The sequence below is a fragment of the Bradyrhizobium sp. JR3.5 genome, from assembly GCF_054057015.1.
Genome location: NZ_JBSRYV010000002.1, coordinates 4,976,837 through 5,002,589, shown reverse-complemented (window position 1 = coordinate 5,002,589; position 25,753 = coordinate 4,976,837). Strand labels below are relative to the sequence as shown.

Genomic DNA, 25,753 nt, shown 5'->3' with positions numbered 1-25,753 from the left:
GCCGGCACTTAGATGCCGTGGTGCGCGACTTGATGCCAACAAGATCGCCGATGCTGACAGCGTCATTCCGGATCACCGCCGTCGCTTCACCAAGCCTACTGAAGCGTCGAGCAACGTAAGACACAAAGGAGTCGCAGTTGTCGATGATGACAAGCACTCGTATTTTCCGCAGTGGACCGGGATAGATCATGTCACCGTGCTCTCCGCTTCGTCACTTGACACAAGCGGCTACCACCTCGCGTATCATTCATCGGCGCTTCCCCCAACCGACATAAACCTTTAAATTCGCCTTGGTCGCCGCAGGATTTCGGCGATACGCCTGGACACATTGATGAAATTCAGCTCTTAAGGCTCGATAATATTTCCGTAAAAGATTGAAACCTTCGACGAACGCAATGTCGCGAAGTCAAAGCGCAGGGTAGGAAACAATGAGCCGTCTGCTCGACCATAGGCGCCTTATGCAGCGTGTCCCTGGATTTCGACCGGGCGTTCAAGAAAACTGGATACGTCGAGAAAACCATCTTGGCTTCATGATGGAGCGCCACGGGACAAGTGTCAGGATGGGAGGGATCGATGCCAGGCATGAACAATGCCTTTGTGAGGTTTTCCGGCGTCCAGAAGACCTATGACGGCGAAACGTTGGTCGTTAAGGATCTTAACCTGGACATCGCCCGGGGTGAGTTCTTGACCATGCTGGGGCCCTCTGGCTCCGGCAAGACGACGACCCTCATGATGCTCGCCGGCTTCGAGGTGCCGACCCAAGGCAGTATCCTGCTGGAGGGGCGCTCGATCGACAACATGCCGCCGCACAAGCGCGACATCGGCATGGTGTTCCAGAACTACGCGCTTTTTCCGCATATGACCGTGGAGGAGAACCTCTCCTTCCCGCTTAAGGTCCGCAAACTCGGCAAGGCCGAGATCGAGGCCAGGATCAAGCGGGCGCTCGACATAGTCCGGCTCGGCGCTTATGGCAAGCGCCGGCCTGGTCAGCTTTCCGGCGGCCAGCAGCAGCGTGTCGCACTTGCCCGCGCCCTCGTGTTCGATCCCAAGCTCGTGCTGATGGACGAACCGCTCGGCGCCTTGGACAAGCAGTTGCGCGAGCAGATGCAGCTCGAGATCAAGCATATCCACGAGGATCTCGGCGTTACCGTGGTCTATGTGACACATGACCAGGGCGAAGCGCTGACCATGTCGGACCGCGTAGCGGTGTTTAACGACGGGGTCATTCAGCAAGTCGCCGGGCCCGCCGAGCTGTACGAGCGACCGCAGAACGCTTTTGTCGCCCAGTTCATCGGCGAGAACAACCGGCTACACGGAAAGGTCGTCGCGATGAATGGTACAACCTGCAAGGTAGACATTTCGGGCGCTGGCAACGTGCAGGCGTTGGCGATTAATGTCGAGGCAGTCGGTGGGCAGACCGTGCTGTCGTTGCGGCCGGAGCGGGTGAAGCTAAACCCCACGCCAGGCTCGCTGCCCAATGTCTTCAGCGCGCGGGTTGCGGAGGTGATCTATCTGGGCGACCACGTGCGCACCCGCGTCTCGGTGTGCGGCCATGATGACTTTGTGATCAAGCTGCCGAATTCGGAAGGCGTGGTGCAACTCGAGCCGGGTACAGCGATCACCATCGGCTGGAAAACGGAGGATTGTCGGGCGCTCGATGCGCCATGACGACGACCAAGGCTTCGCCGCGAGCAAGGCGGGCCTTCGGCAACGCCGCCGGGATGGCAAAGCAGGGGAGAGCAGACGATGAGAAAGCTATTGAGGATTGCGAGCGCCTTGGCCCTAATCGGCCTGGCGACGGGTACGTTTGCGGCGGTGAAATCCGCCTTTGCGGACGAGCAGCTGACGATCACCTCCTTTGGCGGGGTCTACCAGGCGGCCGTGCGCAAGGCTTATTTCGAGCCCTTCTCGAAAGGCGGCCGGGATCAAGATCATCGAAGACGAGTACAATGGTGAGTCTGCTAAGATCCGCGCCATGGTCCAGTCCAAGAGCGTGAGCTGGGACGTGGTCGACGCGGACTCCGTCGCAGCCATACAACTGTGCGACGAGGGCATCATTGAGACGATCGACTGGAAGAGGTTGGGCCTCGACCGGGCCAAGTTCATGGGTGGCGACAAGTACGACTGCGCGGTGCCGTACGAAGTTTCTGCCTCGATCATCGCCTACGACAAGGATAAGCTGCCGAACGGCCCGAAGACCATCGCCGACCTGTTCGACACCCGGAAATTCCCCGGCATGCGCGGCCTGTGGAAGGTTTCTCCCGACATATTTCTCGTATGGGCGCTGATCGCCGACGGCGTGGCCCTCAAGGACGCCTATAACGTCCTCAACACACCCGAGGGGGTCGACCGCGCCTTCAGGAAGCTCGACACGATCAAGAAGGACGTCGTCTGGTACACGTCCAACGCCCAGCCGGCGCAGCTTCTGGCTGATGGCCAAGTCGTCATGACCCAAGCCCCGAACGGCCGCATCTACGATGCCGTCAAGAACTCCGGCAAGCACTTTGAGATCATGTGGGATGCCCACACGTGGGAGGTCGGTTACTGGATGATTCCCAAGGGTAGTCCGCATCGGGACGCCGCCTACAAGTTCCTCGCCTTCGCCGGCTCGCCCCAGGCGCAGGCTAACCTGACGCGCTACCTGCCCTACGGGCCTGCCAACGAGGACGCGATGTCGCTTGTTGATCCGGCGATCGTGCCCCACCTTCCGACGGCGCCCGACCATACGGCCAGTGGCCTGCAGAGAGACGCCGCCTTCTTGATTGAGAAGGGCGATGACCTGACCCAGCGCTTTACCACCTGGCTCGCGAAGTAAGAACAAGGAACGGCGGGAAGGGCTTGCGCTCTCCTCGCCGCCTGAGGAAATGAGAGAAGAGAGGTGTCGATAGTGACGATGGTCGCCCAAATCGCCGGCAGTTCCGACAGCATTCCGCTGCGCGTCAAGCTGCAGCGGGTCGAGCGCCGGCGCAAGCTGAGGGCCGTCACCCTCGTCCTGCCGCTCCTGTTGTTCATCCTGGTCGCCTTTGTCTCGCCGATCGCCCGGATGATGTTCACCGCGATTCATGACGATACACTGCTGGCGCTGATGCCGCGAACCACGGCAGCGTTGAGCGCGTGGGACGGCAAGGATCTGCCAGACGAGCGCGTCTATGCCGCTCTCGCCGAAGACCTGAAGCAGGCTTGGGTGCAGAAGACCACGGGGGCGATCGGCAAGCGGATGAACTATGAGTTGCCTGGTGTCGGCAGCCAGGTCACGTCGAGCGCGCGCAGGGCGAGCACGCTTTCCGTTGGCCCCTACAAAACGGCTTTGATCGAGATCAATCCGCTCTGGGCTCATCGCGACGTCTGGAGCTTGCTGAAGCGCGGACGCTCGGCCTATACGGCCTATTACCTGCTGCGTTCCGTCGATTTCCAGTACGGCTCCGACAGCCAGATCGTCGCCTCGCCGCCGGATAACGCGATCTTCCGCGACGTCTTTCTGCGTACGATTGGCATCAGCATCGGCGTGACCGCCGCGACCCTGCTGCTGGGTTTCCCGGCGGCCTATCTCTTGGCGACATTGCCGCTCAGGACCAGCAATCTCCTGATGATCATGGTCGTACTACCGTTCTGGACCTCCCTGCTGGTGCGCACCACGGCCTGGGTCGTGCTCCTGCAGCATCATGGCGTCGTCAACGACATGCTGATGGCGCTGCATATCATATCGCAGCCCGCGGAGCTCATCTTCAATCGGGTCGGCACTGTGGTGGCCATGACCCATATTCAGCTGCCCTTCACGCTTCTGCCGATCTATAGCGTGATGAAGACGATACCGCCCAGCCATCTCCGAGCTGCCCGCTCGCTCGGCGCCGGACCCTTCTACGCCTTCTGGAAGGTCTACTTTCCCCAGACCCTGCCGGGGATCGCTGCCGGTTGCCTGCTGACCTTCATCCTGTGCTTGGGTTATTACATCACCCCCGCGCTCGTCGGCGGGCCGACCGACCAGATGATCAGCTCCTTCATCGCCCACTACACCAACGCGGAGCTCAACTGGGGCATGGCCTCGGCCCTTGGCGCAATCCTGCTCGCCGCGACCCTGCTGCTCTACTACGTCTTCAACAAACTGGTCGGCGTCGACCGGATCAAGATGGGATGAGAACAGTGGCCCCTTCCCCCTATGCCTCACCGACGGAGAAGGGCTGGTACTATCTGCACCGGCTGATCTGCGGCGCGGTGCTGCTGTTCCTGATCGCGCCGATCCTTGTGATCATCCCGCTGTCCTTCAATTCCGTGCCCTTCTTCACCTATCCGATGCCAGGGCTGTCACTGCGCTGGTATGAGGAGTTCTTCCTCACCAACCGTTGGCTGGGTGCGCTGCAAAACTCAATCTTCGTCGCGGTGTCGGTCACGCTGCTGTCAACCGCGCTGGGCACGATAGCCGCGCTCGGGCTCAGTCGCCCGAACTTCCCCTGGCGCACGGCGGTGATGAGCCTGTTGATCTCGCCCATCGTCGTGCCGGTTGTAATCACCGCGGTGGCCGTGTATTTTTTCTATGCCGATGTAGGGCTGCTCAATACTTATACTGGGCTGATCCTGGCGCACACGACGCTGGCCACGCCCTTCGTCGTCATCACCGTGACCGCGACCCTGAAGGGCTTCGATCATTCGCTGATCCGCGCGGCCGCCGGGCTCGGCGCGCCGCCGATCGCCGTCTTCTTCAAGATCATCCTGCCGCTCATCCTGCCAGGGATGATCTCAGGCGCGCTCTTCGCCTTCGGCACCTCCTTCGACGAGGTGGTGCTCGCCCTCTTCGTCGCCAGCCCCGAGCAACGGACCTTGCCCAGAGTCATGTTTTCCGGAATCCGCGAGGAAATCAGTCCGACCATCACCGCCGCCGCTACCGTGCTGACCCTGATCGCATTTGGCATGCTGACCACAATTGAGCTCCTCCGTCGTCGCTCGGAGCGGCTGCGCGGTATCCGTAACACATGACGGATCCCGTCGGATGATGATCGAGGCGGCGCGGGCCGGGGCGGCGGCGGTGCACATTCACGTTCGTGATCCCGAGACCCGGCAGGGCTCGCGGGATCCGGCGCTTTATCGGGAAGTTGTGCGGCGCATTCGGAAGTCGGATGTGAATCCGGTGATCAACCTGACGACAGGGATGGGTGGCGACCTGGTGCTGAGCGGGCCTGATGCGCCGCTGCCGCCGAACCCAGCGCGAACGGACATGGCGGGAGCCCTGGAGCGGATTGTGCATGTGGAAGAGTTGCTCCCGGAGATCTGCACATTGGACTGCGGGTCGATGAATTTCGGCGCTGGCGAATTTGTTATGATCAACACCTATCCGACGGTGCGCAAAATGGCCGCGCGCCTGCAAGAGATCGGGGGGCGTCCTGAGATCGAGGCGTTCGATACCGGTCACCTGTGGATCGCGCGCGACTTGGTCAGGGAGGGGCAACGCGCTGCTCTCGCGATTGTGCAACACCTGATGGGCTGAGGATTGGCGCACGTAAAGAATCGCCTTGCGCTCCAGATGATAAGGCCTGACCTTGTCAGAGATCATGATCGACCTCCTTCGCGGGCGGCATTGCTGTCATCGCAGCATGGTCGAGGATCAACTGCGTCATCAGGCTCGTGAGGACCGCCCGGGCTTCCGCTGGCAGCTCCGACCATGCTGGCGCGCCGATGGCGCCGTTCGACAGGCCGCTCCCGAACAGATCCATCTGCGGCTGCGGCCGCGGTTGTCGATTGTGTCGGTATCCGCTCCCTGGCATTGCCGTCTGCCATGACATGGGTCTCTGCCCGATTCTGGTCGTGAGAGGCTCTGGATGCGCCAGAAAGCGGGGCAGCTGATGGCGTTCGATCCTTCAACGCCAGATCGAGAAGCGCACAAAGCGCTGCAAGTGCGGTTATGCTGACAAATGGCCGAGCTGCCAAAAGCTCAGCCTCAAGGCATGCCGTCCGGTCGAACACCAGGCTGGAACCTCCAGCCAACGATCTGTTTGCGATCCATCCAGAGAGCAGCGGAAAGCGACATCGTCAGCCTTGTCGACCCTTCCGTGAACGTAAACTCGGCGACCAAACCAGGGATGATGTCGATAAAGAACCTCGCGAAGAACAGTCCTGTGGGCGTTCTCAAACGTTGCTGTACAACGAAGAGCGGCCCCATGGGCGATCGGCAATCGAGCGCGGATTTTGCTGCAAAACGACGTCGGCGCAACCAGCCCGCCAGCGTGATCAGAGGCGCAAAACTCTAGTTCTGGATGGTTCAAACTTCCGTCTCGCTGCAAAAAATCCCGAGACTCTAACCGCCGCTGGATGAAAACACAGTGGCGGGTCGTCTATCCGGTACCAGCCAGCCGCCCATGCTGTGGTGATAGCCGATTGCGCAAGATCGGACCGCTGGAGATCATTCCGCGCCAGTGTAAGGTAATCCAGAACACGCCATATCGCCGTGCCGTCGCCACGACTGGTTTGCTTTTGGGACCCCAAGGTAGCTAATGCGCTCGCGAGCATCCTGGTGATCTCCGCTTTCACAGGTTGGAATCACTTGCTCCGGCATTGACCTCGACGAAGTATACACACGACGTTAGCCTACAATGACGCTGGAGTTAGGCGCATTAGCTTATGCTCTAGCCACCCGAAGATGCAATCGTCAGTAGTCACGAAGTTTTCGATCTCCCCCAGAGATGGCCGGCCCTTCCGGGGCATGGCCAGCTCCAAATCAATACGCGCTGCCGTGCAGTCAGCTTGTAGTTTTGTCGCCTCCGACAGGCTGACAGTGCCACGCCCACCGGCGAGCACGAGAACCGGGCATCTCAGTTGCCGCACCAATCGCGAGCGATGCGCCGGCACCACGTCGTCGTCCAGTGCTTTTGCAGTCTTCGTCATCCAGTCGACAGACGCCAGAGTCCGCACCCAGTTCCAAAGGCCACCGTCGCAAACCGCCGCAGCAACGCGACGATCAGATAAAGCGAAATCAGTAGCTAGAACGGCTGACAGCCCTTCTCCGAAGACGCCAATCCGAGCGGCATCAACGTCGGGCCGCGCTGACAAATAATCCAAACAGCAAGACAACAAGATTTCCGATTGACCAAGCCACCGATTCTTGACGTCGTCGTAAGACACAATGAGAACCGAGATGCTCCGCCCAATCACGGTAGGCAAGAGCCTTCCGAGCAGTGCGGCTCCTGTATCTTCTTCTCTGCTGATGCAAATGACCGCCGGCGCGCATAAATCGCGACCGCCAGCAGGCAAGTAGTAGGCCAGAAATTCACATTGATCGGAGCACGCAATTCTCACCCGGTCCACCTTCGGCGCCAGAGATCCGAATCTCTGAATGGCGATCTCTACTTTAGCCGACACGTCTCCACTATGTGGATCGTCTTCATCCATTAACCGCTTAGCAACTTCAAACGCGGTTAGTGCGCAAAGCCAAGCATCGGTCGCCTCATCGAAGGCTCCATTATCGATATTCAGGTCACCAACACGGCAGTGGGCATCTCCGATGTTAGTCCATCTTGCGACCCAGTTCCGCCGACTTGCGACCCCATCGTTGTCCTCGAGATCGTCTAGAAACGCCGCGGCGGCTCGCCGGGTGGACGCAAGATCGCTTCTTACGTAAGGCCAAGTATCGCACAACATGCGATTCGCCCCTTGGTGCGGTTCCCCACTATCCGCTCAGTATCGCCCAGATAGCGTAGTCGTCAGTACGAAGCTGAGCAGCAGCCGCATCAACTCAATCGGTAACATAGTCGGCTTCAGCTTGCTTGCACTTCGTGTACAAGTATTACCTGGCTGCCAAGTCGATCCTCCCTAATGTGGGACCTTAGGTCGCCGAAACTCTGCTTCTTACGGGGATAACGCGCAGCTTTTCATGCGGTGAGGTCACCTCTGGGTTTGCGCGAGCAAGGTACGAGACGGGATCTGAGCTTTTGTCGAGACCCATCGATGCCAACGCCGACGCCAGCCGGTGATCCGCGTTTTTTGCCCGGCGCTAAAATCGCGCGGGAAGAACATCAATAATCGCACAACCGATCAGGCCCCGCAGACATTCGCGGGGGTAGGCGCCTTGGGCGTCACTTCCATAATTGGCCACGCGAAAGCCGGTCTAGATGCAGGATCCCTGCACTGGGACACTTCGAACGCAAGAAATACGTCAGCGAGCGTGCTAACCTGCAGGCTAAGCGAGCGATCGCCCCGCCGCATCCAGTGCCGCCCTCGCATGAAGAACTTGTACTTTATGCTCTCAGCTCGTCGGCACGGATCGGCAGTTCGTCGCCTTTTGAACGACCGGCGTCGTGCCGCCATCGGGCCGACGGAAGTGGAAAGCCACTAGATGGAGATGATCATGCCCGTTAGATTCAAGGTCCAATGCCTGCTCTGGCTAGACGATTGGGTCGATGTTGCCTTTTTTGGAGATCGTGAATCGGCTGTGGCGGTCAAGGACGCGACGGAACTCGCATGGCCGCTGCATTCGTTTCGTGTGGCCTGGTACAAGCGCCCGGCGAACAAGGCGACGTGAGGCCTACGGATCGTGAACGATGTCGGGTTTGAGCTTGGCAGATATGAAATTGATGTCACCGATTGACAAGAATCGCGACGAACAAGTCGGCGGTCTGCGATGGATGCCCGGCAGCGCAGAAACCTATCGTATCCGGCTTTCGTGCATCACCGCACCCTCGATCAGAGATGGCGAGCGCATCGTTATGATCGTGCGTGACGGAGATCATGGTCTTACCCAGTTCCCTTGTGTAGGGTCTTGATCGTCGTTCCTGAGATACTGGCGCAGCTTCTTGTCCGGCACGTCTAACGGCTCTTCAAGAACTAGAACGGGCGGATCGAAAACCAGTGCCCAGCTATCAGTACTCGACGTCACGATGTCGGAAACGGGGAAGCCGCTGAGGATTTATTTGGCGTTTGAAAACTCCGCGCGGCGGAAGGCCCACGGCTAGATGCGGGCCGCCTCAAAGGCAAATCCGTCATCATATTGGCGCCGGCAGCGGCATCGGCCGCGCCGCAACGCTTTTGTTTGCCAAGGAGGGTGCGCAACTGATCGCGGTCGGCCGCACGGAAGCCGTTGCCGACATCGTCGGGGAGGTGAAGAAAACGGGCGGCCTTCCAAAATGCCGTGACAGCGAATGCGGGTTCGGAAAAGGACGTGTGTCGGTCTCAAAGAGAATTTCCTCCTTGGGATCGATCCGACTCCTTCTGAAGCTGTCTTCCGTCCATTTTAGATGATTACCGCTTCATCAGGTGGATCGACATAGAGCCGCCCCACCAAGGCGGCGCTCAAGCGCCGTCCGTTGGTTAATGTACCCCTCGTATGTGAGCTCATCGTCGTCGATCGAAGGCGGCTCGACCATCAGCGCGCCCGATCCTGCGGCTGCTGGCACCGGCGACAGAGGCATTGTGCGCCTCAAGCCCACGCCTCAAGAAGGCAATCACCTCGGGACGCCTCACTAATCGCCTCTTCAAAGCCCGCATCGGGACTGCCCATGGGCTGCCGGCAGGCGTGAAGATTGGGCAAGCAAGCAGACCGATCGAGGGGCGATCCTGTCCGATGACGGGGATCGACGGAAGTCATACTTGGTTCCGGAAACGGAGCTAACTAAGGTCACCCAAAGATTGGGCCGCATGGAGAGGTCAGGGCTTGGCGTGTCAAGAAGTTTTTCGCGATCAACATTTCTTCTTTTCCTACGTTTCAAGAGGGGGGCTCGTGCGAGCGCAGTTCTGCATTGATGGTACGGCAGGCCCCTTTGCCTGGCCGCGCTGAGCGGTCAACCGCCCGGAGCCCGGAGGGTCGCGCCGGAAGGCGCGAGGGGTTGACGGCGAAAGCGCGCGCCGAGCTACAATTGGTGTCCGGCCCATTACGCTGCAAACGTAACTGCGTTTCTGTTGATCCTCTTTCCCCGTTTTGACGTTCCCGATGACGTTTGTTCAATTGACCCAAGGCGGAGCCCCTTTCGCTATGCGGCGCTCGCCGCATCAACTTATATCCGGTCGGGACGAGCCCGCACCAAGGTCCCTCATGCAACAGTGCGAGGGCGCAGGGCTCAAAGGAGGATGGGACCATTCTACTTTGCGGCGTATTGCAGCCAGGCTAGGCTACCGGTCACACATCCGCCTTGGAATCGGTAATGTTCCTTTCGTCCTCTTTCAGTGAATCTAGTCACACCTTCAGAGCGGTGCCTTCAGGCACCAGACCTGTCTCAAGATAGCGCCAGAGCGCAATCAGCAGCTTGCGTGCGACGGCGACGATCGTAATCCGCCGGATGCGGCCCTTGAGTTTGCCAACACGATCGCGGAACCAGATACTCAAGGGGCTGCCAGGCTGATGCCGCAACCACAGCCAGGCGAGCTCAATCATGACCGTGCGAGCCTTGGCGTTGCCAGCCTTGCTGATCCCCTGATCACGGCACGTCGCGCCGCTCTGGAAATGCGCTGGCGTCAGACCGACATAGCTCGCCAATTGTTTGCGATTGTCGAATGAGCGGTAGAACACTTCGCCGACAAGTGTGTTCGCAAATTCGGGCCCGATGCACTTAATTATGGCCAGATCCTGGATCTTCTTTGCGCTCGTATGCTCCGCCTCAGTCTTGGCCGATGCAATGGCATCGCGCTCCGCCTCGATCGTTTTGATCATTCCGATGACAAGCTCCAACCGCTGCAGTTCGCGCAGGATTTCCGCCATGAGCCGCGGCGGCAACGACCGACCATCAGCGGTGCGCAACCGTTCCAGCTGCTGCATCCGATCGCGGCGCAGGGGTTGGTACTCATAGATGCCATGGATCGCGAGCAGTCCCTTGATCCGGTTGACATGTTGGATACGTTCGTTAATCAACCGACCACGCTCACGATGGAGCCGACGGTTGTCCTCTTCGGCGACACTTGGCACGCGCACAACGCTCCAAACCTTCGGCCCAGCCCGCAGATACGCCATCAGTGATCGGAGCAATCGCTCGACATCGACGCGGTCAGTCTTCGCGCGACGCGCCCGACGATCAACCTGCAGACTTACCGGATCAATGACGTAGTTGCGGATGCCGTGTGCTTCGAGCAGGCGGTGGAGCCAGAAGCCGTCGTAGCCAGCTTCGTAGCAAGAAATGATTTCCACGCGCTGCTTTGTTTCTCTGGCAACTCGCGTCCGGATCCGCTCGCGCAGATCCAACAGCTCCTTCCCATCGCAGGGCTTCAACGTGTGGCGACTGACCTTGTCCGACAAGGGCGTGTTGACGGCAACAATCCAACTTTTCTTGCTCAATTCGATTGCAAGAAGACAGCGTACGGCGTCATCATGGGTTGCGGCGGGCGGCAGGTTGTTCACTGTCCGGGTTTCCATCAGCGTCTCTCCTATGCACCTGGTGGGAAGGTAGAAACCGAAGCGGTAACACAAACCTCCTGTCCGTCGCGCCTGCATAGGAGATCTACTTCCCGGCGCAAAATTGATGCTTTAAGCAAACCCCGCCGGGGTGGACGGCGGGGTCCGAAGCGAGCAATGATGGGTGCGAGGTCTACGGAGCGGCTCGGCTGCTCATCGTCCGACCGATGTTGACGAGATTGTCAGAGATCACGCCGAGGGCGACCCAGCGCTGCATTCCGGCGTCACCCTTGTATCGGCATCGATTGAGACCGTTTCGCCGCTTTACCACGCTGATGCGTCCTTCACGTCCCGTGCGCCATTTCTGGCCATCGCGGAACCAGCGCTTCTTCTGTTCGCGCTTGCGCTCAGGGCTTTTGCTCGATCGATTGGGAATGCATACCCGCTTGACCCCCATTGCTTTCGCAGCGGCCTCGTTCCTGGCAGAGTAGAACCCGGCGTCAGTCGCCACCAGCCGCGGCACGCGCCCCAGCTTGACCTGGTGGGTTGCGATGGCCGGGATCAACAGATCGCAATCATTGGGGCGCCGGGCATAGACTTCGTAGTCGACAATGATCTGGTTTTCGGCTTCTTGCAGCTTGATCATTTTGCCGAACTCGTTGGGCTTGCCGGCCTTGCCCTTGCGGATGATCTCGGTCGACGGCTCGAACACGCTGAGAACCTTATCTTCCACATGGGTGTCGCCGTGGAAGATGCGCGCCCGGGTTTGACGCATCACCCGCAGCACCAGCGGCAACATCCTGTCGAGCTCCTCGCGGAGTCCCTCCAGTGCGATCTGCTGCAGAATGTCCGTGGCCTTCTTCACTCCTTTGGATATTTCCTTCGAGAACCGCTTCGCCTGTCCCTCCACCCGGCTCGTCGTCTCGAGCAGCCGGCGATACCGCTGCTGCAATCGATCGCGATTGAGCAGACCCTTGGTGCGCGCTATTCGTGCGATCTCGAACAGCCGCAGTTTCACGCTCCGGCTGCGGTCACGCAGCTTGGTTCCGACCGCGCCGACAATGTCTGTGATTTTCCTCATGGTCCGGGTCCAACACCCGCACGCCGTCCCCCAGCAATGTGCTGTCGGTCGGATGGTGGATGTTGGTTTCCACCACGGTCGTGTCCACGCGCATCCGCCGGCCCGCAAGGACGCCGTTGCGCTATTGTCACCATCGATCGTGGATCTGCTTGAGCACCTCAGGCCCGACCGCCAGACCCCACCGCCCCATGGTCTTGGCGTCCGGCATCTTGCCACTGCCCACCCGCGAGAAGTCGCGGTACACGAGGTTGGCGCGCACCTTTCGTTCCAGAGCACCATTACTCAGGTTCCGCATGTGCTTGAGAATCAACAGGCGTAACACCACCTCTGCCGGCGTGCCGAGCCGACCACGACTGCGGCTCTTCGGGCACCGCTTCGCCAGTGCTTCGTGCACCGCCGCCACGATCTGCTCGTCCGCCGGCACCTGATCGGCGTGCTGCATCCACTCTTCGCGAAGATCACTCACTTCCTCGGCGATCAGCCCATCGCCCAAAGCTGAGTTGCGCCCGCCGCATCTCAATCATCTCGCCGCCCCGCGCCTTCGATGCGGCTCTGGACGTAGCAGCTCATGATTGCGTTCGCAGATGTCCTCGATCGCCTGCTTCAGCTTCTGATAATTGTCGAGCCAGCGACGAACCTCGGCGACCCGTTCGCGACGCACGCTGAACTGCTGCGTGCGTCCGCCGGCGTATGTCACGGTGAGTCGAACACCGGGTGCCCTTCGCCGCGCGCGCATTTAGGACAGCCCTTGGTATGTCGGACGGTGCGCTCCAGCAATGAACCGCGCAGCGACTCGCCGGTGGCCGGCAGCTTGCCGACGAGCTTGTCGCGCGCTCTCACGGTTCGCTCACGAATCATTCATAAGAACGAATCAATGGCGGCCAAACAAGTCAAGCGCCGATCCGTTCGACCTTGCAGTCTTCCGCCGATCGGCCGACTCTGAACGCAGACTACGTCCACCTAATTTTGCGCCGGGAAGTAGCTCGGTGTGTCTTTCAGGAGGTTGTCCATCTGATCTGGACCGAGGAAGCTGAGGTTGCGAAGCTTCCGTGTTCAAGGAGAGACCAGATGAACGTCCAGAAGAATGCGCCTTTGACGCCCAAAGGTCGAGAGGCGATGTCGCGAAGCGTGGTCGAGGGCGGCCTGAGCAAGGCGGACACGGCCTACCAGTTCAACACGACGGCGAAGACCGTCGCCAAATGGGTCAAGCGGTTCCGCGCAGAAGGTGTGGATGGGTTGCGTGATCGCTCCTCCAGACCCCATTAATGGTCGAGCCAAACCCCGCCAATCACGTGCAAGGCCGTCGACACGTTGCGTCGGCAGCGCCACACCGGCAAGCAAATCGCAGCCGAGGTCGAAGCGTCACCGGCCGCCGTCAGCCGCATTCTTCGCCGCTTGAGATTAAACCGGATACGCGATCTGGAGCCCGGCCGAGCCAGAGCGCCGCTATGAGCGCGAGAACCCAGGCGAGATCATTCACATCGACATCAAAAAGCTCGGGCGTTTCGAGCGTGTCGGCCATCGCAACACCGGCGATCGGACTGGTCCGAACAAGAGCCGCGGCGTCGGGTGGATTTCGTCCACGTCTGCATTGACGACCATTCCCGCATCGCCTTCTCCGAGATCAAGCCCGACGAGACGGCCGGACGGTGCTGTTCCTTTCTCAAGGCAGCTGTGGCATATTACAATAGCCTCGGCATTGCCGTCACACGCGTCATGACCGACAACGGGAGTTGCTACCAAGCGTTCGCCTTCCGCGAACACTTGCCGAGACCTGGGCATCAAGCACATCCGCACCAAGCCTTACACTCCCAAAACAAACGGAAAAGCCGAGCGCTTCATCCAGACCGCGCTTGGGAAATCGGCGTATCCCGAGCCGATCCAACGTCAGATCGGCGCGCCCAAGAGCAGCCGATCTGGCTGCATCAATACAACTGGCATCGACCCCACGGGGGCAGAAAATCTCAAACGCCGATCAGCAGGTTCGGTTTGACCAAGTACAACCTCCTGAGGCTCCACACCCACTTGATGGCGCAGCAGGTCGGACCAGTTGAATTCCGATTGCGCGAAGAGATGGTGAGAACGGGCCGCGGCGCAGCAGCTCATGCGAGTGAGGCGATCGTCATCCGGCACAGGTCTGTGATATCGTAGACCGGCAACTTCTCGGTGCGGCGGAGGGCCGGGGCGGCGAGAGGGAACGCGGTGCATTCGAGCAGGATAGCCGCGATCTCCGGATGCAATGTCCGTAGACGTGTGACGCACGCGCGCACGTCATTCTCGATGGCTTCAACGTCGGTGGGCGGAAGGGGTCGCTTCATGCCGTCGTGCCAGTATTTGCCGCCTTCGATGCCGCCGACAATAACGCGCTTACGCTGTTCGGGGTCATTCACACCGAGCAGATCCTCCGTGCAATGCCTTGAGTCGTAAGTGACGACGGCAAGCTTCGCAGAGGCCGGCAGTTGAAGAAGAAGCGTAGGCGCCAGTAGCAGATTCGAGAGCACCACGGGAACATTGACCGCAGCAGCAACGGCCCCCTGATGACGCACGAAGAAGCCGCAGTTCGAACTAATTACAATCGCCCCTCTTTCGAGGAGACGTTGGGCTGCTAAGAGGATGGCCGGCTCAAGAGATGGATCGCCTTGCACAGCCTTCTCCACCGTCGCTCCGGGAACCGCTTCGGAGATAACCGGCAGATTGAAGGTTGCTGGATTCATCAACGAACGAGGCCGGGGCGGGCGCGGCGGCTCGCTAAGCGAGAAGCCCAAGTCGAGATTTAGAATTCCGAGGCAGCGGCTGATTTCTGTCATGCACAAACTTTGGCATGACTTCTGCACCGAATTTTGGCGCTTTTCCGAGCGCCGGAGCAGAAATAATGCGAGATTCTTTGTACGTTGCACCGCGTCAGTGCCAGCAACGCCTCCCTTCTTCGGTCAAGGTCTCCCAGGATGGACGCCGGTGTGTTCCGGCGGAGGCACAGATATCTGGATGCCCTGTACGACGGATCGACAGCGCGAATCACGAGAAGCTGCGCCTCTGAACGGGAGAAAGGGCCGCAATTTCGGATGTGCGGCCGGCATCGTCCAAATCCCGCCGACGAGCGTTCACAAGAACGGGAAGATGCGGCGCTCCCCGCAATATGAACTGGAACTAGCCAGCGTACGCCGCATGTCTAGCCCGGATATCTCACAGAACCATCACAGTAGGTGCGGACCCGGCGCGTAGGGCATTCTTTCGGGCCTGCTGGTCGGGTTTCGAGGCAGTTGGCATGCCTACAATGCGCACTATTGCCTGTACGAGATTCCCGCATCGAACCCGCCGCGCAAGCAATGCAGTCGATGGAATCGTCTTGTCGATCGAGCCGCCGCCTTCAAGACGGCAACGGTGCCAAAACCCTCAACTGAAGCTGAAGGAGCTGTAGTATGAATGCACGTCCCCTTTTTGGACGAACGCTTCAAGTTGCGCCGTTCCGACGCGGCAAGGATTTGAAGTGCATCTACATGGAGGAACGGCGGGGGTTTAGTCGTGAGGTGCCCAATTGGATGTTCGACGACAGCTACTGTGCCGGCATGGCGCTTGGACCGCCGCAGGTCAGTATTGATGGGCTGAACGAACTTGCCGTCGTTCTGAAGCTTCTCGGCCCGAATCGGGTGTCGGGCGCACGATCTCATTCGATGAAGAGGGAGAAAGGACGTGCGCAGAAAAAGCCAATATCGCGAGCCGATGCAACTGGGTCTGGATCTGGGTCGTCGAATTCCCCAGCACCCGCTGGGCAGCAATCCCAAAGGTCTGATCCAAGCGCTCGCCGATCTCTTGCTGGAAGTGGCGGGCATCGAGGCCGTTCAGGTGTCGGGAGGTGACCGTGAGCATCAAGATCACGCCTGACCACCTCGGTCGCGCCGCTGTCGTCTATGTTCGCCAATCGACAATGTCCCAAGTCATGGGGAATCTCGAAAGCCAGCGGCGGCAATATGACCTGGCGCAGGCCGCGGAAACCGCCGGATTTAGGTCGGTGACGGTAATTGACGACGATTTAGGCCGCTCAGGTTTCCGGCAGCACTCAGCGGCCTGGATTTGAGCGGCTTGTGGCGATGGTATGTTCGGGCGACGTCGGTGCCGTCTATTGCATCGAGGCGTCGCGGCTGGCGCGCAATGGACGCGACTGGCATGACTTGATCGACCTATGCGCCGTCGCTGGCGCGTTGGTCATCGATTCCGACGGCGCCTATGATCCGCGGCTCGTCAACGACCGCCTGCTTCTCGGACTGAAAGGGACGATGTCGGAGTATGAGCTGAGCCTGCTTCGCCAACGTGGAATCGCCGCTCGAGACTCCAAGGCCCAGCGCGGCGAGTACCGCTTCATGCTTCCACCTGGATTTTGTTGAAATGAACTTAGCAAGATCGAAATCGATCCCGACGAACATGTGGCGGGGGTGGTTCGACTCGTCTTCACGAAGTTCCGCGAGCTCGGCGGCGCCCGGCAGGTCTTTCTTTGGCCGCGCGCCGCCGACATCAAAATGCCTGTGGTCCTGAGGAACGTTCAAATCTACAAGCTCAGCTGGAAGGCACCGGCCTATCACACGGTGATGCAGATCCTGCACAATCCACTCTATGCTGGCGCCTATGCGTTTGGCCGAATCGCTCAGAAGACACGGATCGTGGACGGTCGCGCCCGTAAGGTCAGCGGCTTCAAAAAGCCGCGGGAGGATTGGAATGTTCTCCTGCGCGACAATCATCCTGGCTATATCGGTTGGCAGGAGTACGAAGACAATCAGACGCTGCTGCTGGAAAACGCCCACATGAAGAAGAATTGCTCGCGTAAATCGGCGCGCGGGGGACGCGCACTGCTGACCGGCTTGATGCGGTGCGGATGTTGCGGGCGGATGATGCGTGTTGTCTATGGCCAGGCCAAAGGGAATGCCCATTGTTATCAATGTCGCGGCGATGATGCCCATGTCGGTGCAGGCCTATGTATCGGCATCGGCGGAGTGCGGGTCGATCGTGCGGTCGCGCTACAAATCCTTGAGGCTGTCTCCGATCGAGCTGTTGAAGCAGCGATATTTGCGTCCGACCAGGTTGAGCGGTCGAGACAAGAAATCATCGCCGCCGTCGAACGGGAGCTTGAAGTCGGACGCTACAAAGCGTCTCTTGCCGCACGCCGATACGAGCTTGTGGATCCGGCGAAGCGTCACGTTGCCCGTGAACTCGAGGCGCGCTGGAATGGCGCATTGGAGCGGGTTGCCGAGCTTGAGAGGCGGATCAAGGAGCTGCGCGCCGCATCGCCGGAAAGTCCAAGGATCGACCGCGCCCTGCTACTGCAACTTGCGCATGATCTGCCGCGGGTTTGGAATGCACCGTCCACGGACACACGCACCAAGCAGCGGCTGGTTCACATCGTGGTCCGAGAGATTGTTTGCGATCTCGATGAGGACGCCAACGAGGCCGTTCTGCTCATCCACTGGACCGGCGGCCGGCACACGGAGGTTCGTGTTGCTCGCGTTAAGACGGGTCGATATCCGGGGGACATGGCGCCCACTGCCGTCGACGCGCTTCGCAAACTCGCTGGTCATTGGCCTGACCGAGAGCTCGCCGTGTCGCTCAATCGGATGCGCTGCAAAACCGGTGACGGCGAGACCTGGACCACCGTACGGGCGCGGGAAATGCGCGAACGCCTGGGCTTGCCGGACTACGATCCCGCGGCTCTCCCTCGAATCGCCAGGCAACAATGACGCGGTGGCGCGTGCCGCCTTCGCCAAAGCGGGCAATCATGACGACGACATCGGCGGCCTGATCTGGCTGTTCAAATATTTCCGCAAAATGCATCACGTCGCCGGCGCAGTCACGGCGTGGCGGAATTCGGACGCGCTGCTCGATCAGCTCATCGAGATCCGCAACGAGGCCGCAAACGACGTTGCGCTGCACGATCCGTCCGCTGCGACCATCAAGCACTGGGCCGAGCGGATCAGCGTTGTCGACGCTGCGCTGAGCGCGCTCGCCGTCGACTTCTCCGATCATCTGGGGCGGGCGTCGCGCCAGGTCTCGTCGCTGCTGCTGCTCGTCAATGTCGTGATTGCGGCGTGCCTCGCCGGCATCGTCCTGGTCCACACGCGGCGGATGCTGCTGCGCCGCTGCTGGCCGAGACCGCGCTCGCCGAGGAGAAGGAGCGCGCCCAGCTCACCTTGGCCTCGATCGGCGACGCCGTCATCGTGACGACGCCGGACGATCGCGTCAGCTACATGAATCCGGCCGCACAGCGGCTGATCGCGGCAGGGCAAGATGTGACGGACCGGCCGCTCGCGTCGCTGTTCAGCATCAGCGAGCAACCCGTGCAGGGGTCGTTCCGGACCGCCGAGGCTGACGGCGAAAGTCATCCGCAGCAGCGGCTTCTGCTACGGCCCGACCAGTCCAGCGTGCCGGTCTCGGTGGTCGAGACCCCGATCACGCATGTCGGCCACTGGGCCGGCCGCGTCATGATCATTCATGACATGACGGCGGAACGGCGGCTGGTCGAGGAACTGGCATGGGCCGCGTCGCATGACGCCCTCACTGGGCTCGCCAACCGGCGGCAGTTCGAGTTCGAGCTTCACAAGTCGATGTCAGGATCGTCTGAGGCGAGCGCTGATCTGATGCTGATCGATCTCGACCAGTTCAAGATCATCAACGATACCTGCGGCCATATGGCCGGCGACCGGCTGCTGAAACAGGTGGCCAAGCTGCTGGCGGGCGAAGTCGGTAGCAGCGGGCTGGTCGCGCGTCTCGGCGGTGACGAGTTCGGTATCCTGCTGCGCGAGGGCAACGCGAGCGGGCGTGAAACCGCCACCGATATCGCGGAGCGGATCAGGGCCGTGGTCGAGCAATCGAACTTCGTTTATGAGAGCTCGGGCTTCCGGACCGACGGGAAAATGATCAGCCTTGCGAAAGCTGCGGCACGCTTTGGAATTTGCGTCGGATCAGCAAAGAACCTGGTTCTGAAGGGCATCTTGCCGGCAACACAAGCAATCAAGGGCTCGCAATGGTTGGTTCCTGTCGACGCGCTGAGTTCGGAAGCCGTACGTGTAGCGGTGCAGCACGTGATCGAACGTAGGCCGAAAAACTACATTGATTATCAATACGATAGGGTGATCCGCCTGCCCGGAATCTGACGAAGGGACGTACAATGAAACGAGCTGTGCACGTTTGGCCCGGAATACGTAGACCGTGCCTGAGAACGGATCGGCTAGCATCGCCTCGCGTACCAACATCGCCAATCCTTCGGCACCCTTGCGGAAGTCGACCGGCTTCGTCGCCACCATCACCCGAACCGCACCCGTTGGGCCGATCACCGGCTCGCCTTCAGCGCCTGGACGATGGCCGCGATCGTGTTTGCGTCCGCGCCGCGGCTGGCCCGTATCGTCACGCCCTCAACCTCAACTTCGATCATCCAGACATTGGGCTCGGACTTGCATCGCGGCACCTTGCGCCGCCGGCGAAGCACGGTGCCGACGCGCCCGCATCCACCACCGCCGGCACAAACTGCAATTCTTCCGCGTCAGAATGCCTGGCCGCGGCCTCTCTCAGTTGACGGCGCCAGCCAAACAATTGCTGCGGCGACAGACCAGGGCGCCGAGCCACGGCACAGACCGAGTCACCACGCGCCACGATCTCTGCAACGATCCATGCCTTGTCCTCGTCGCTCCACTTCCGGCGCCGACCCGCTCCAGTGAAGACTTCCAGCCTTCGGACCGGCTCCGTGATAGCACTACGCACTGTGTCCATCCTAAGCCCAACAGTCAAAACCAAACCGCAGGCTCGCAGATCAGCACATCATCCGGAAAGTGACCGAAAAACACCGCTTACGGATCGTCGCCGGGAAGCCCACGTCCTTGCAGGCCCTTTCCAGCACCGCCACGACGTCGGGGCCGCGGAAGGTGAACCGTGGCTGCAGCGCCGGCGAGGAGCGGGAGAAGATATCGACAATGGTAAGCACGCGAAGCCTGTGTCCTGTCGCCAACTGGTCATGGACAAGGTCCATCGCCCCAGGTCTCGTTGGACCGCGTTGCCGGCTTGCGGTCATCGCGCAGCTTGGCCTTGACCCGGCGCTTGGGCGTTTTGTTGCGCAGTTGCTGGCCCAACTCGCGCCTGTCAAACTCGAGGGCCGCGCAGGTCCTGCGGGTCGAGACCTGCCATTCGCTGCGGACTTCGTCGACCAGCTTGCGCTTCCGGCCAGGCCTCATAGCGAGCGACAGGTCCGCCACCAGCTTCTTCAGCTTGCCGTTCTCCTCCTCGAGCTGCCGCCGCATCTCCGCGGCAGCTATCCGTCATACCCTTCTTCCAGTTGAAATAGGTCGCCTGGCTGATCCCGGCCTTGCGGCAGATCTCCGCCACCGCAACCCCGTCGTTGCCCTGCTTCAGGATGAACGCCTCCTGGGCGTCCGAAAAGTTTGAGGCCCACATCGTTCGTCGCTCCGCCCAGCCGAGGGGGATTGAACGAAGCCGCTGCCGCGGCGTTCGGGGCAAGGTGGCGTAGATCGCCTCCTGGCTGAGAGGATGTGGGTGTTGGAGCCCCCCTCAGACAGGAGTATCGAGATGGCCGATTTGAGCCCTCTTCGCCGCCGCATGATCGAAGACATGACCGTCCGCAATCTGTCGCCGGCGACGCAACGATCCTACATCAGCGCGGTTTCGAAGTTCAGCCGCTATTTTGGCCGATCGCCTGACCGGTTAGAGCTGGAAGACGTCCGCGCCTTCCAGGTGCATCTGGTCTCGACCGGCATCTCATGGCCGGCGCTGAACCAGATCGTCTGTGCGCTACGGTTTTTCTACGGCGTCACGCTCGGCGAGGCGCTCATCCCAGAGCGCATTCCCTATGCGCGAGAACCGCGCAAGCTGCCGGTCGTGCTCAGCGCCGACGAAGTGGTTCAGTTCCTCGAGGCCGTGTCCAGCCTGAAGAGCCGCGCCGCCCTCACCACGGCCTATGCGGCCGGACTCAGGGCCTCCGAAGTCGCGGGACTGCGGATCGAAGACATCGACAGCGCCCGCGGCGTCATCCAGGTGCGCCACGGCAAGGGCGCGAAGGATCGCAACGTGATGCTGTCGCCCCAGCTGCTGGGCATCCTGCGCACCTACTGGCGGCTCGCCCGGCCGCGGCTTTATCTGTTCCCTGGTCGTGACGAAGATCATCCGATCGATCAGACCGTGTTGCACGCCGCCTGTCGGTCGGCGGTGAAGGCTGCGGGCCTGACCAAGCGCGTCACGCTGCACACGCTGCGCCACAGCTTCGCGACGCATCTTCTTGAGAACGGAACCGATATCCGGATCATCCAGGTCTTGCTCGGGCACAACAATTTGTCGTCGACAGCGCGCTACACGCAGGTCGCCACCGATACGATCCGGGCGACGCAGAGCCCGCTCGATCGCCTGTCGCTGGAGGTGACGCCACCTAGATGATCCGCGGCGGGTGCGGGTGATGTTTCGCCCCCGACAGCCGCTCCAAAAGGCCCGCCATCGAGATTGCCGATATTCTGCGCCGGCATGGCGACACCTATCGCCGTGTACATGCCGGTCATCTCGGTCGGGTCGAGCGGCGCGTGATGAGCGCAATCGTGGCGTGCCGGACCGAGGCGCTCGGCGGCCACATGGAGGCTTGCGACGACTGCGGCACGACACGCGTCACCTATAATTCTTGCCGCAACCGGCACTGTCCGAAGTGTCAGGGGCCAGCCCGAGCCGCGTGGCTCGCCGCGCGAGAGGCCGACCTGCTGCCGGTTCCCTATTTCCACGTCGTCTTCACACTGCCGGCTCCGATCGCCGCGGTCGCCTTTCAGAACAAGGCCATCGTTTATGCGATCCTGTTCAAAGCCGCCGCCGAGGCAATGTCGACGCTCGCCGCCAATCCACGCCGGCTCGGCGCCGGGATCGGCGTCGTCGCCGTCCTCCACACCTGGGGGCAGGCGCTGACGCACCATCCCCACGTCCACTGCGTCGTGCCGGGCGGCGGCCTCTCGCCCGATAGCGCGCGCTGGATCGCCAGCCGACCAAACTTCTTCCTGGCCGTCAAACCGCTCGCCCGGCTGTTCAGACGCCTGTTCCTCGAACGTCTGACCGCCGCCTTCGACGCCGGCACCCTGAACTTCTTCGGCGTTCTCGCATCCCTGGCCGAGCCTGCTGCCTTCGCAGCTCACCTCGTCGCCATGCGGCGCATCAGCTGGGTCGTCTACGCCAAGCGGCCGTTCGGCGGCCCCGCACAGATGCTGGCCTATCTCGGCCGCTACACCCATCGCGTCGCCATCGCCAACAGCCGGCTCGTCGCCCTCGACGAGGATCACGTCGCCTTTACCTGGAAGGACTACCGCCAGAACAGCGCGACAAAGATCATGAAGCTCAAGCCCGACGAGTTCATCCGCCGCTTCCTTCTTCACACGCTGCCCGATGGCTTCCATCGCATCCGCCACTTCGGCTTCATGGCCAACGGCCATCGCGCTGCCAAGCTCGCCCTTTGCCGCGAACTTCTCGATCAGCGGACAGCGCCAAACGACGGCCAGCCGTCGCCCGTGGATTCGAAAGCTCAAACCTGGACCGAGGTTCCTGCCTGCCCCGATTGTGGTGGCGTCATGCGCATCATCGAGCGCTTTCGACATAGCTTCAGACGCCCCCCAGCCCTCGAACATCCCCGTTCCGGTGCGACACATCGTGAGGCCAAGTCATGCCGTGCACAACGATCATCATTCGTCATTCCGCTCCCAGCGTCTCGATCATCGTGGACGCTGTCGAATCCGTGCTGCCACACGGCGCGACAACAACCGTCCGATGCAGCAAAACGCCTATCGCGATCTCCAACAAAGCGCGCCTGATCTCAACTCTTCCCCGATGCACTCATCTCGCAGCTCTGCCTCACGTGCCGAGCCGGCAGACCGGGCCTTGCGATCTCCAACAATCCCCATAGCTGCAAAACCGCGCATAGCCTCCCGCGCCTTCGTTCAATCCGGCTTCAATGAGGTCGCGTCATAAGCGCCTGCCGCGCCCTCGCGTGAGCGCGACCTCACAGAACCCTCCAGATTCCCAGGTCGATGGAAAATTGATTCAAGGCTGAAAATGGAGATCGGCCTTGATTCGATTGATGTTGAGCGACAGCCAGTGGGAGCGGATCGCGCCGGAACTGTCGGGCAAGGCCGGTGACCCCGGCAGCAGCGGACGTGATAACCGGCTCTTTATCGAAGCCGTTCTTTGGATTGCGCGGACTGGCTCGCCGTGGCGCGATTTGCCGGAAGCGTTCGGCAAGTGGTTCACCGTCTATACGCGGTTCTGGCGCTGGGCGCAGAAGGGAGTCTGGGAGCGGGTTTTCAAGGCGCTCCGCGACGATCCTGATTTCGAATATGTCCTCATCGACGGCACACTCGTCCGGGTCCACCAGCATGGCACCGGCGCAAAAGGGGGACTCAAAATCCGGCCATCGGCCGCTCGCGTGGCGGCCTGACCACCAAAATCATGGCCCTGGTCGACGCCCTCGGCAATCTCATTCGCTTCGTGCTGTTGCCCGGTCAGCGCCACGACAGCATCGGCGTCGAGCCTTTGATCGCCGATCTCGATTTCAACGCGCTGATCGGCGACAAGGCATTCGACCACAACTGGCTGCGCACCAACCTCAATGACCGCGGCGCCGCAGCGGTTATCCGTCCAAGGCCGATCGCGCTGGCCGGATCCCTCACGACGCCGAAATGTACAAATGGCGCCACTTGGTCGAGAACTTCTTCTGCTCTCTCAAGACATTCCGACGCATCGCCGCCCGCTACGAAAAGACCGATGCCTGCTTTGCTGGGCTCCTCAACCTCGTCGCTGCGTTCCTCGCGATCCGCTGACTGTAAACAGGCCTTAGCATTACAGTTGCAATTTTTTCTTGAGATGGGCTTTGCGCGCAGTTGCCTGATGAGCCCTGCGCCAAAACGACCATGCGAGGACGCGGGCGTGCGGGATACGTCGCTGGTCTAGCTTCACGGCGAGGCGCCGGATTTCCTGGATCGACCAGCGGATCAAGAACGATGCTTCGGTCGGGGCCGCGGTCGCGTTTTTTTGAGCGATGGCCCGGTGTTGGCCCGGTGACGGATGGCAGCCATCATGGCGAAGGCAAGCATGACGAGTGAGACATGGCGATGCCAGCCATGCCAGGAGCGGGTTTCATTGTGATCAAGGCCGAACTCGTTCTTGGCGGTTTCGAAGCTGTCCTCGATAGCCCAGCGATGGCCTTCCACCGACGCCAGCTTCTGCATGGACGTGCCCTTGGGGCACCATGTGGAGAAGAAGGCCAAGCTGCCGTCGGCAATGTAGCGGCGGATCAGAAGACCCCGCGTCCATTCCCCGGCAAGCTCGTCGTTGTATTCACTGGCTTCAAGGTCGGCCAATTCGAGATAGGCCCAGTCGTGCCAGCGCGGTCCTTTGGTCCCGCCGCCGGACGACAGGCGGCGCCAGGCCTTTTTGGGAAGGCTCTGCGCGATCGCGGAGGCGGTGTCGGCGACAGGCTGCTGTTTGCCCCAGGAACGGAACACATGATTGGAAGCAACGCCCAGAACATAGCCTTTGCCCGCCTTGCGCAGTAGGGTTTCAGTCGCTCCCGTGCCATACACGCTGTCCGCCGCCACGAACGAGAACGGCACCTTTGCGGCGATCGCGCGAGCGATCATTTGATGCGCCATCTTGGGCTTCGTCGCAAAGCCCACATTGCTCGGCACATGCGCTGCCTTCAGGCGAGCGGGCTCGTCCGTCCATTCCTTTGGCAGGTAGAGCGCCCGGTCGATGAAGGCATGGCCATGCCGCGACACATAGGAGCCGAACACTCCGATCTGGCAATTGGTGATCTTGCCCGCCGAGCCAGTATACTGGCGTGCGACCCCGCACGAGGCCTTGCCCTGTTTCAAAAAGCCGGTCTCATCGATGACCAGGACCGCGTCCTCATCGCCAAGCGTCTCCAGTGCGTACTCACGCACAATGTCGCGCAGCGCGTCGGCATCCCAATGCCCTCGGCCCAGAATCGCCTGCTGGCGCCACGGGCCTGGGATCGCCAGCCGCCTCCGCCCGCATCCAACCCGTCTTGCGCGGCTCGTTACCCAACAGTCCGTCGAGAAACTGCCACGCCGAGGCCGCGACCCGCTCCTGCGTAAACAGCGGACGGATGCGTTGCTTGGCATCTCGCAACGAGGAAGCCCACAGCGTCAGCGTATCTTCAACCGACGCACCACCAATCATCAGATCCCGAATCATGGTCACCCATGGATTCAGAACCCTCAATCAATTGCAACTGTAATGTTAGCATTACAGTTGCAATTTGCATTTGAGATGGGCTTTGCGCGCGCTCGCCTGATGGGCCCTGCGCCAGAACGACCATGCGAGGATGTGGGCGTGCG

At 60.9% G+C, this 25,753-nt stretch carries 22 protein-coding genes and 9 pseudogenes; 19 read left to right on the top strand and 12 right to left on the bottom strand.

Annotated features, from left to right (window positions below; all coding sequences use genetic code 11):
* Window positions 1-573 precede the first annotated feature (573 nt).
* From ACVWW1_RS40990 to ACVWW1_RS40965, 6 genes are all read left to right on the top strand, one after another.
* On the top strand, window positions 574-1,668 hold the full coding sequence (locus ACVWW1_RS40990) for an ABC transporter ATP-binding protein (protein ID WP_456659818.1): 1,095 nt from the start codon (window positions 574-576) through the stop codon (window positions 1,666-1,668).
* A 78-nt stretch (window positions 1,669-1,746) separates the two neighbouring features.
* Complete coding sequence (locus tag ACVWW1_RS40985; protein ID WP_456659817.1) at window positions 1,747-1,956, top strand: hypothetical protein; 210 nt, start codon at window positions 1,747-1,749, stop codon at window positions 1,954-1,956.
* A 19-nt stretch (window positions 1,957-1,975) separates the two neighbouring features.
* The gene (locus ACVWW1_RS40980; RefSeq protein WP_456659816.1) at window positions 1,976-2,815 is read left to right on the top strand and encodes an ABC transporter substrate-binding protein; all 840 of its coding nucleotides are present in this window, start codon (window positions 1,976-1,978) and stop codon (window positions 2,813-2,815) included.
* 78 nt (window positions 2,816-2,893) lie between these two features.
* Window positions 2,894-4,135 (top strand): ABC transporter permease, encoded by a 1,242-nt coding sequence (locus ACVWW1_RS40975; RefSeq protein ID WP_456660786.1) that lies wholly within the window; start codon window positions 2,894-2,896, stop codon window positions 4,133-4,135.
* Window positions 4,132-4,971 (top strand): ABC transporter permease, encoded by an 840-nt coding sequence (locus tag ACVWW1_RS40970; protein ID WP_456659741.1) that lies wholly within the window; start codon window positions 4,132-4,134, stop codon window positions 4,969-4,971. The genes ACVWW1_RS40975 and ACVWW1_RS40970 overlap by 4 nt, the downstream gene beginning before the upstream one ends.
* Before the next feature lie 13 nt (window positions 4,972-4,984).
* On the top strand, window positions 4,985-5,479 hold the full coding sequence (locus tag ACVWW1_RS40965; RefSeq protein ID WP_456659815.1) for a 3-keto-5-aminohexanoate cleavage protein: 495 nt from the start codon (window positions 4,985-4,987) through the stop codon (window positions 5,477-5,479).
* 55 nt (window positions 5,480-5,534) lie between these two features.
* On the opposite strand, the gene ACVWW1_RS40960 is transcribed toward ACVWW1_RS40965, so the two are convergent.
* A complete protein-coding gene (locus tag ACVWW1_RS40960; RefSeq protein WP_456659814.1) occupies window positions 5,535-5,705 on the bottom strand; it encodes a hypothetical protein in 171 nt (56 codons plus the stop codon).
* Window positions 5,706-5,903: 198 nt separating this feature from the next.
* On the opposite strand from ACVWW1_RS40960, the gene ACVWW1_RS40955 reads away from it, so the two are divergent.
* Entirely contained in the window at window positions 5,904-6,239 is a 336-nt protein-coding gene (locus tag ACVWW1_RS40955; RefSeq protein ID WP_456659813.1) for a hypothetical protein, read from the top strand.
* A gap of 337 nt (window positions 6,240-6,576) precedes the next feature.
* On the opposite strand, the gene ACVWW1_RS40950 is transcribed toward ACVWW1_RS40955, so the two are convergent.
* The gene (locus ACVWW1_RS40950) at window positions 6,577-7,626 is read right to left on the bottom strand and encodes an alpha/beta hydrolase family protein (protein ID WP_456659812.1); all 1,050 of its coding nucleotides are present in this window, start codon (window positions 7,624-7,626) and stop codon (window positions 6,577-6,579) included.
* Between the two features lie 694 nt (window positions 7,627-8,320).
* Between ACVWW1_RS40950 and ACVWW1_RS40945 the strand changes: the two genes are divergently transcribed.
* Window positions 8,321-8,506, top strand: a complete 186-nt coding sequence (locus ACVWW1_RS40945) for a hypothetical protein (protein WP_456659811.1) — start codon at window positions 8,321-8,323, stop codon at window positions 8,504-8,506.
* A gap of 55 nt (window positions 8,507-8,561) precedes the next feature.
* On the opposite strand, the gene ACVWW1_RS40940 is transcribed toward ACVWW1_RS40945, so the two are convergent.
* Entirely contained in the window at window positions 8,562-8,714 is a 153-nt protein-coding gene (locus ACVWW1_RS40940) for a hypothetical protein (RefSeq protein WP_456659810.1), read from the bottom strand.
* Window positions 8,715-8,965: 251 nt separating this feature from the next.
* Between ACVWW1_RS40940 and ACVWW1_RS40935 the strand changes: the two are divergent.
* Window positions 8,966-9,145, top strand: a pseudogene (locus ACVWW1_RS40935) (SDR family NAD(P)-dependent oxidoreductase); the annotation flags it as partial.
* Window positions 9,146-9,214: 69 nt separating this feature from the next.
* Here the strand turns inward: ACVWW1_RS40935 and ACVWW1_RS40930 are convergent.
* The 4 genes and pseudogenes from ACVWW1_RS40930 to ACVWW1_RS40915 form a co-directional block, all read right to left on the bottom strand.
* Window positions 9,215-9,549 (bottom strand): annotated as a pseudogene (locus tag ACVWW1_RS40930) (AMP-binding protein); the annotation flags it as partial.
* A 604-nt stretch (window positions 9,550-10,153) separates the two neighbouring features.
* Window positions 10,154-11,323 (bottom strand): IS110 family RNA-guided transposase, encoded by a 1,170-nt coding sequence (locus tag ACVWW1_RS40925; RefSeq protein ID WP_456659809.1) that lies wholly within the window; start codon window positions 11,321-11,323, stop codon window positions 10,154-10,156.
* A 172-nt stretch (window positions 11,324-11,495) separates the two neighbouring features.
* Window positions 11,496-12,898: pseudogene (locus ACVWW1_RS40920) on the bottom strand (ISNCY family transposase).
* A 5-nt stretch (window positions 12,899-12,903) separates the two neighbouring features.
* Window positions 12,904-13,119 carry a DUF6788 family protein gene (locus ACVWW1_RS40915; protein WP_456659808.1) on the bottom strand — a complete coding sequence of 72 codons (216 nt, stop codon included), beginning with the start codon at window positions 13,117-13,119 and terminating at the stop codon, window positions 12,904-12,906.
* A gap of 332 nt (window positions 13,120-13,451) precedes the next feature.
* Here ACVWW1_RS40915 and ACVWW1_RS40910 point away from each other — a divergent pair.
* Window positions 13,452-14,402 (top strand): annotated as a pseudogene (locus ACVWW1_RS40910) (IS481 family transposase); the annotation flags it as partial.
* 83 nt (window positions 14,403-14,485) lie between these two features.
* Here the strand turns inward: ACVWW1_RS40910 and ACVWW1_RS40905 are convergent.
* Window positions 14,486-15,190: a hypothetical protein gene (locus tag ACVWW1_RS40905; RefSeq protein ID WP_456659807.1), complete on the bottom strand. Its 705-nt coding sequence runs from the start codon at window positions 15,188-15,190 to the stop codon at window positions 14,486-14,488.
* Between the two features lie 883 nt (window positions 15,191-16,073).
* On the opposite strand from ACVWW1_RS40905, the gene ACVWW1_RS40900 reads away from it, so the two are divergent.
* Genes ACVWW1_RS40900 through ACVWW1_RS40875 form a run of 6 tightly spaced genes read left to right on the top strand, consistent with a single transcriptional unit; the run spans window position 16,074 to window position 19,522 of the window.
* Window positions 16,074-16,265, top strand: coding sequence for a hypothetical protein (locus tag ACVWW1_RS40900; protein WP_456659806.1), 192 nt, complete (start codon window positions 16,074-16,076; stop codon window positions 16,263-16,265).
* Window positions 16,243-16,458: a hypothetical protein gene (locus tag ACVWW1_RS40895; protein ID WP_456659805.1), complete on the top strand. Its 216-nt coding sequence runs from the start codon at window positions 16,243-16,245 to the stop codon at window positions 16,456-16,458. Before ACVWW1_RS40900 ends, ACVWW1_RS40895 begins: the two co-directional genes overlap by 23 nt.
* A gap of 13 nt (window positions 16,459-16,471) precedes the next feature.
* Window positions 16,472-16,765: a recombinase family protein gene (locus ACVWW1_RS40890; RefSeq protein WP_456660792.1), complete on the top strand. Its 294-nt coding sequence runs from the start codon at window positions 16,472-16,474 to the stop codon at window positions 16,763-16,765.
* Window positions 16,766-16,813: 48 nt separating this feature from the next.
* Window positions 16,814-18,109, top strand: coding sequence for a recombinase family protein (locus ACVWW1_RS40885; protein WP_456659804.1), 1,296 nt, complete (start codon window positions 16,814-16,816; stop codon window positions 18,107-18,109).
* Window positions 18,110-18,113: 4 nt separating this feature from the next.
* Window positions 18,114-18,590, top strand: coding sequence for a hypothetical protein (locus ACVWW1_RS40880; RefSeq protein ID WP_456659803.1), 477 nt, complete (start codon window positions 18,114-18,116; stop codon window positions 18,588-18,590).
* Window positions 18,587-19,522, top strand: coding sequence for a GGDEF domain-containing protein (locus tag ACVWW1_RS40875; RefSeq protein ID WP_456660791.1), 936 nt, complete (start codon window positions 18,587-18,589; stop codon window positions 19,520-19,522). The genes ACVWW1_RS40880 and ACVWW1_RS40875 overlap by 4 nt, the downstream gene beginning before the upstream one ends.
* A gap of 30 nt (window positions 19,523-19,552) precedes the next feature.
* Here the strand turns inward: ACVWW1_RS40875 and tnpB are convergent.
* The 3 genes and pseudogenes from tnpB to ACVWW1_RS40860 form a co-directional block, all read right to left on the bottom strand.
* A pseudogene (tnpB, locus tag ACVWW1_RS40870) lies at window positions 19,553-19,702 on the bottom strand (IS66 family insertion sequence element accessory protein TnpB); the annotation flags it as partial.
* A 94-nt stretch (window positions 19,703-19,796) separates the two neighbouring features.
* Entirely contained in the window at window positions 19,797-20,135 is a 339-nt protein-coding gene (locus tag ACVWW1_RS40865; RefSeq protein ID WP_456659802.1) for a transposase, read from the bottom strand.
* Window positions 20,136-20,214: 79 nt separating this feature from the next.
* Window positions 20,215-20,813: pseudogene (locus ACVWW1_RS40860) on the bottom strand (transposase); the annotation flags it as partial.
* Window positions 20,814-20,945: 132 nt separating this feature from the next.
* Here ACVWW1_RS40860 and ACVWW1_RS40855 point away from each other — a divergent pair.
* From ACVWW1_RS40855 to ACVWW1_RS40845, 3 genes and pseudogenes are all read left to right on the top strand, one after another.
* A complete protein-coding gene (locus ACVWW1_RS40855; RefSeq protein WP_028153988.1) occupies window positions 20,946-21,806 on the top strand; it encodes a tyrosine-type recombinase/integrase in 861 nt (286 codons plus the stop codon).
* 56 nt (window positions 21,807-21,862) lie between these two features.
* Window positions 21,863-23,052: pseudogene (locus tag ACVWW1_RS40850) on the top strand (IS91 family transposase).
* 423 nt (window positions 23,053-23,475) lie between these two features.
* Window positions 23,476-24,214, top strand: a pseudogene (locus ACVWW1_RS40845) (IS5 family transposase).
* Window positions 24,215-24,385: 171 nt separating this feature from the next.
* On the opposite strand, the pseudogene ACVWW1_RS40840 reads toward ACVWW1_RS40845, so the two are convergent.
* Window positions 24,386-25,610: pseudogene (locus ACVWW1_RS40840) on the bottom strand (IS701 family transposase).
* Window positions 25,611-25,753: the final 143 nt, after the last annotated feature.

Bases quoted from the DNA above. Each gene is read 5' to 3' on its own strand.
- ACVWW1_RS40990 (WP_456659818.1), top strand. From the start codon at position 574: ATGCCAGGCATGAACAATGCCTTTGTGAGGTTTTCCGGCGTCCAGAAG.
- ACVWW1_RS40985 (WP_456659817.1), top strand. From the start codon at position 1,747: ATGAGAAAGCTATTGAGGATTGCGAGCGCCTTGGCCCTAATCGGCCTG.
- ACVWW1_RS40980 (WP_456659816.1), top strand. From the start codon at position 1,976: ATGGTCCAGTCCAAGAGCGTGAGCTGGGACGTGGTCGACGCGGACTCC.
- ACVWW1_RS40975 (WP_456660786.1), top strand. From the start codon at position 2,894: ATGGTCGCCCAAATCGCCGGCAGTTCCGACAGCATTCCGCTGCGCGTC.
- ACVWW1_RS40970 (WP_456659741.1), top strand. From the start codon at position 4,132: ATGAGAACAGTGGCCCCTTCCCCCTATGCCTCACCGACGGAGAAGGGC.
- ACVWW1_RS40965 (WP_456659815.1), top strand. From the start codon at position 4,985: ATGATGATCGAGGCGGCGCGGGCCGGGGCGGCGGCGGTGCACATTCAC.
- ACVWW1_RS40960 (WP_456659814.1), bottom strand. From the start codon at position 5,705: ATGGATCTGTTCGGGAGCGGCCTGTCGAACGGCGCCATCGGCGCGCCA.
- ACVWW1_RS40955 (WP_456659813.1), top strand. From the start codon at position 5,904: ATGGCCGAGCTGCCAAAAGCTCAGCCTCAAGGCATGCCGTCCGGTCGA.
- ACVWW1_RS40950 (WP_456659812.1), bottom strand. From the start codon at position 7,626: ATGTTGTGCGATACTTGGCCTTACGTAAGAAGCGATCTTGCGTCCACC.
- ACVWW1_RS40945 (WP_456659811.1), top strand. From the start codon at position 8,321: ATGGAGATGATCATGCCCGTTAGATTCAAGGTCCAATGCCTGCTCTGG.
- ACVWW1_RS40940 (WP_456659810.1), bottom strand. From the start codon at position 8,714: ATGATCTCCGTCACGCACGATCATAACGATGCGCTCGCCATCTCTGAT.
- ACVWW1_RS40925 (WP_456659809.1), bottom strand. From the start codon at position 11,323: ATGGAAACCCGGACAGTGAACAACCTGCCGCCCGCCGCAACCCATGAT.
- ACVWW1_RS40915 (WP_456659808.1), bottom strand. From the start codon at position 13,119: ATGCGCGCGCGGCGAAGGGCACCCGGTGTTCGACTCACCGTGACATAC.
- ACVWW1_RS40905 (WP_456659807.1), bottom strand. From the start codon at position 15,190: ATGACAGAAATCAGCCGCTGCCTCGGAATTCTAAATCTCGACTTGGGC.
- ACVWW1_RS40890 (WP_456660792.1), top strand. From the start codon at position 16,472: ATGGTATGTTCGGGCGACGTCGGTGCCGTCTATTGCATCGAGGCGTCG.
- ACVWW1_RS40865 (WP_456659802.1), bottom strand. From the start codon at position 20,135: ATGGACACAGTGCGTAGTGCTATCACGGAGCCGGTCCGAAGGCTGGAA.
- ACVWW1_RS40855 (WP_028153988.1), top strand. From the start codon at position 20,946: ATGGCCGATTTGAGCCCTCTTCGCCGCCGCATGATCGAAGACATGACC.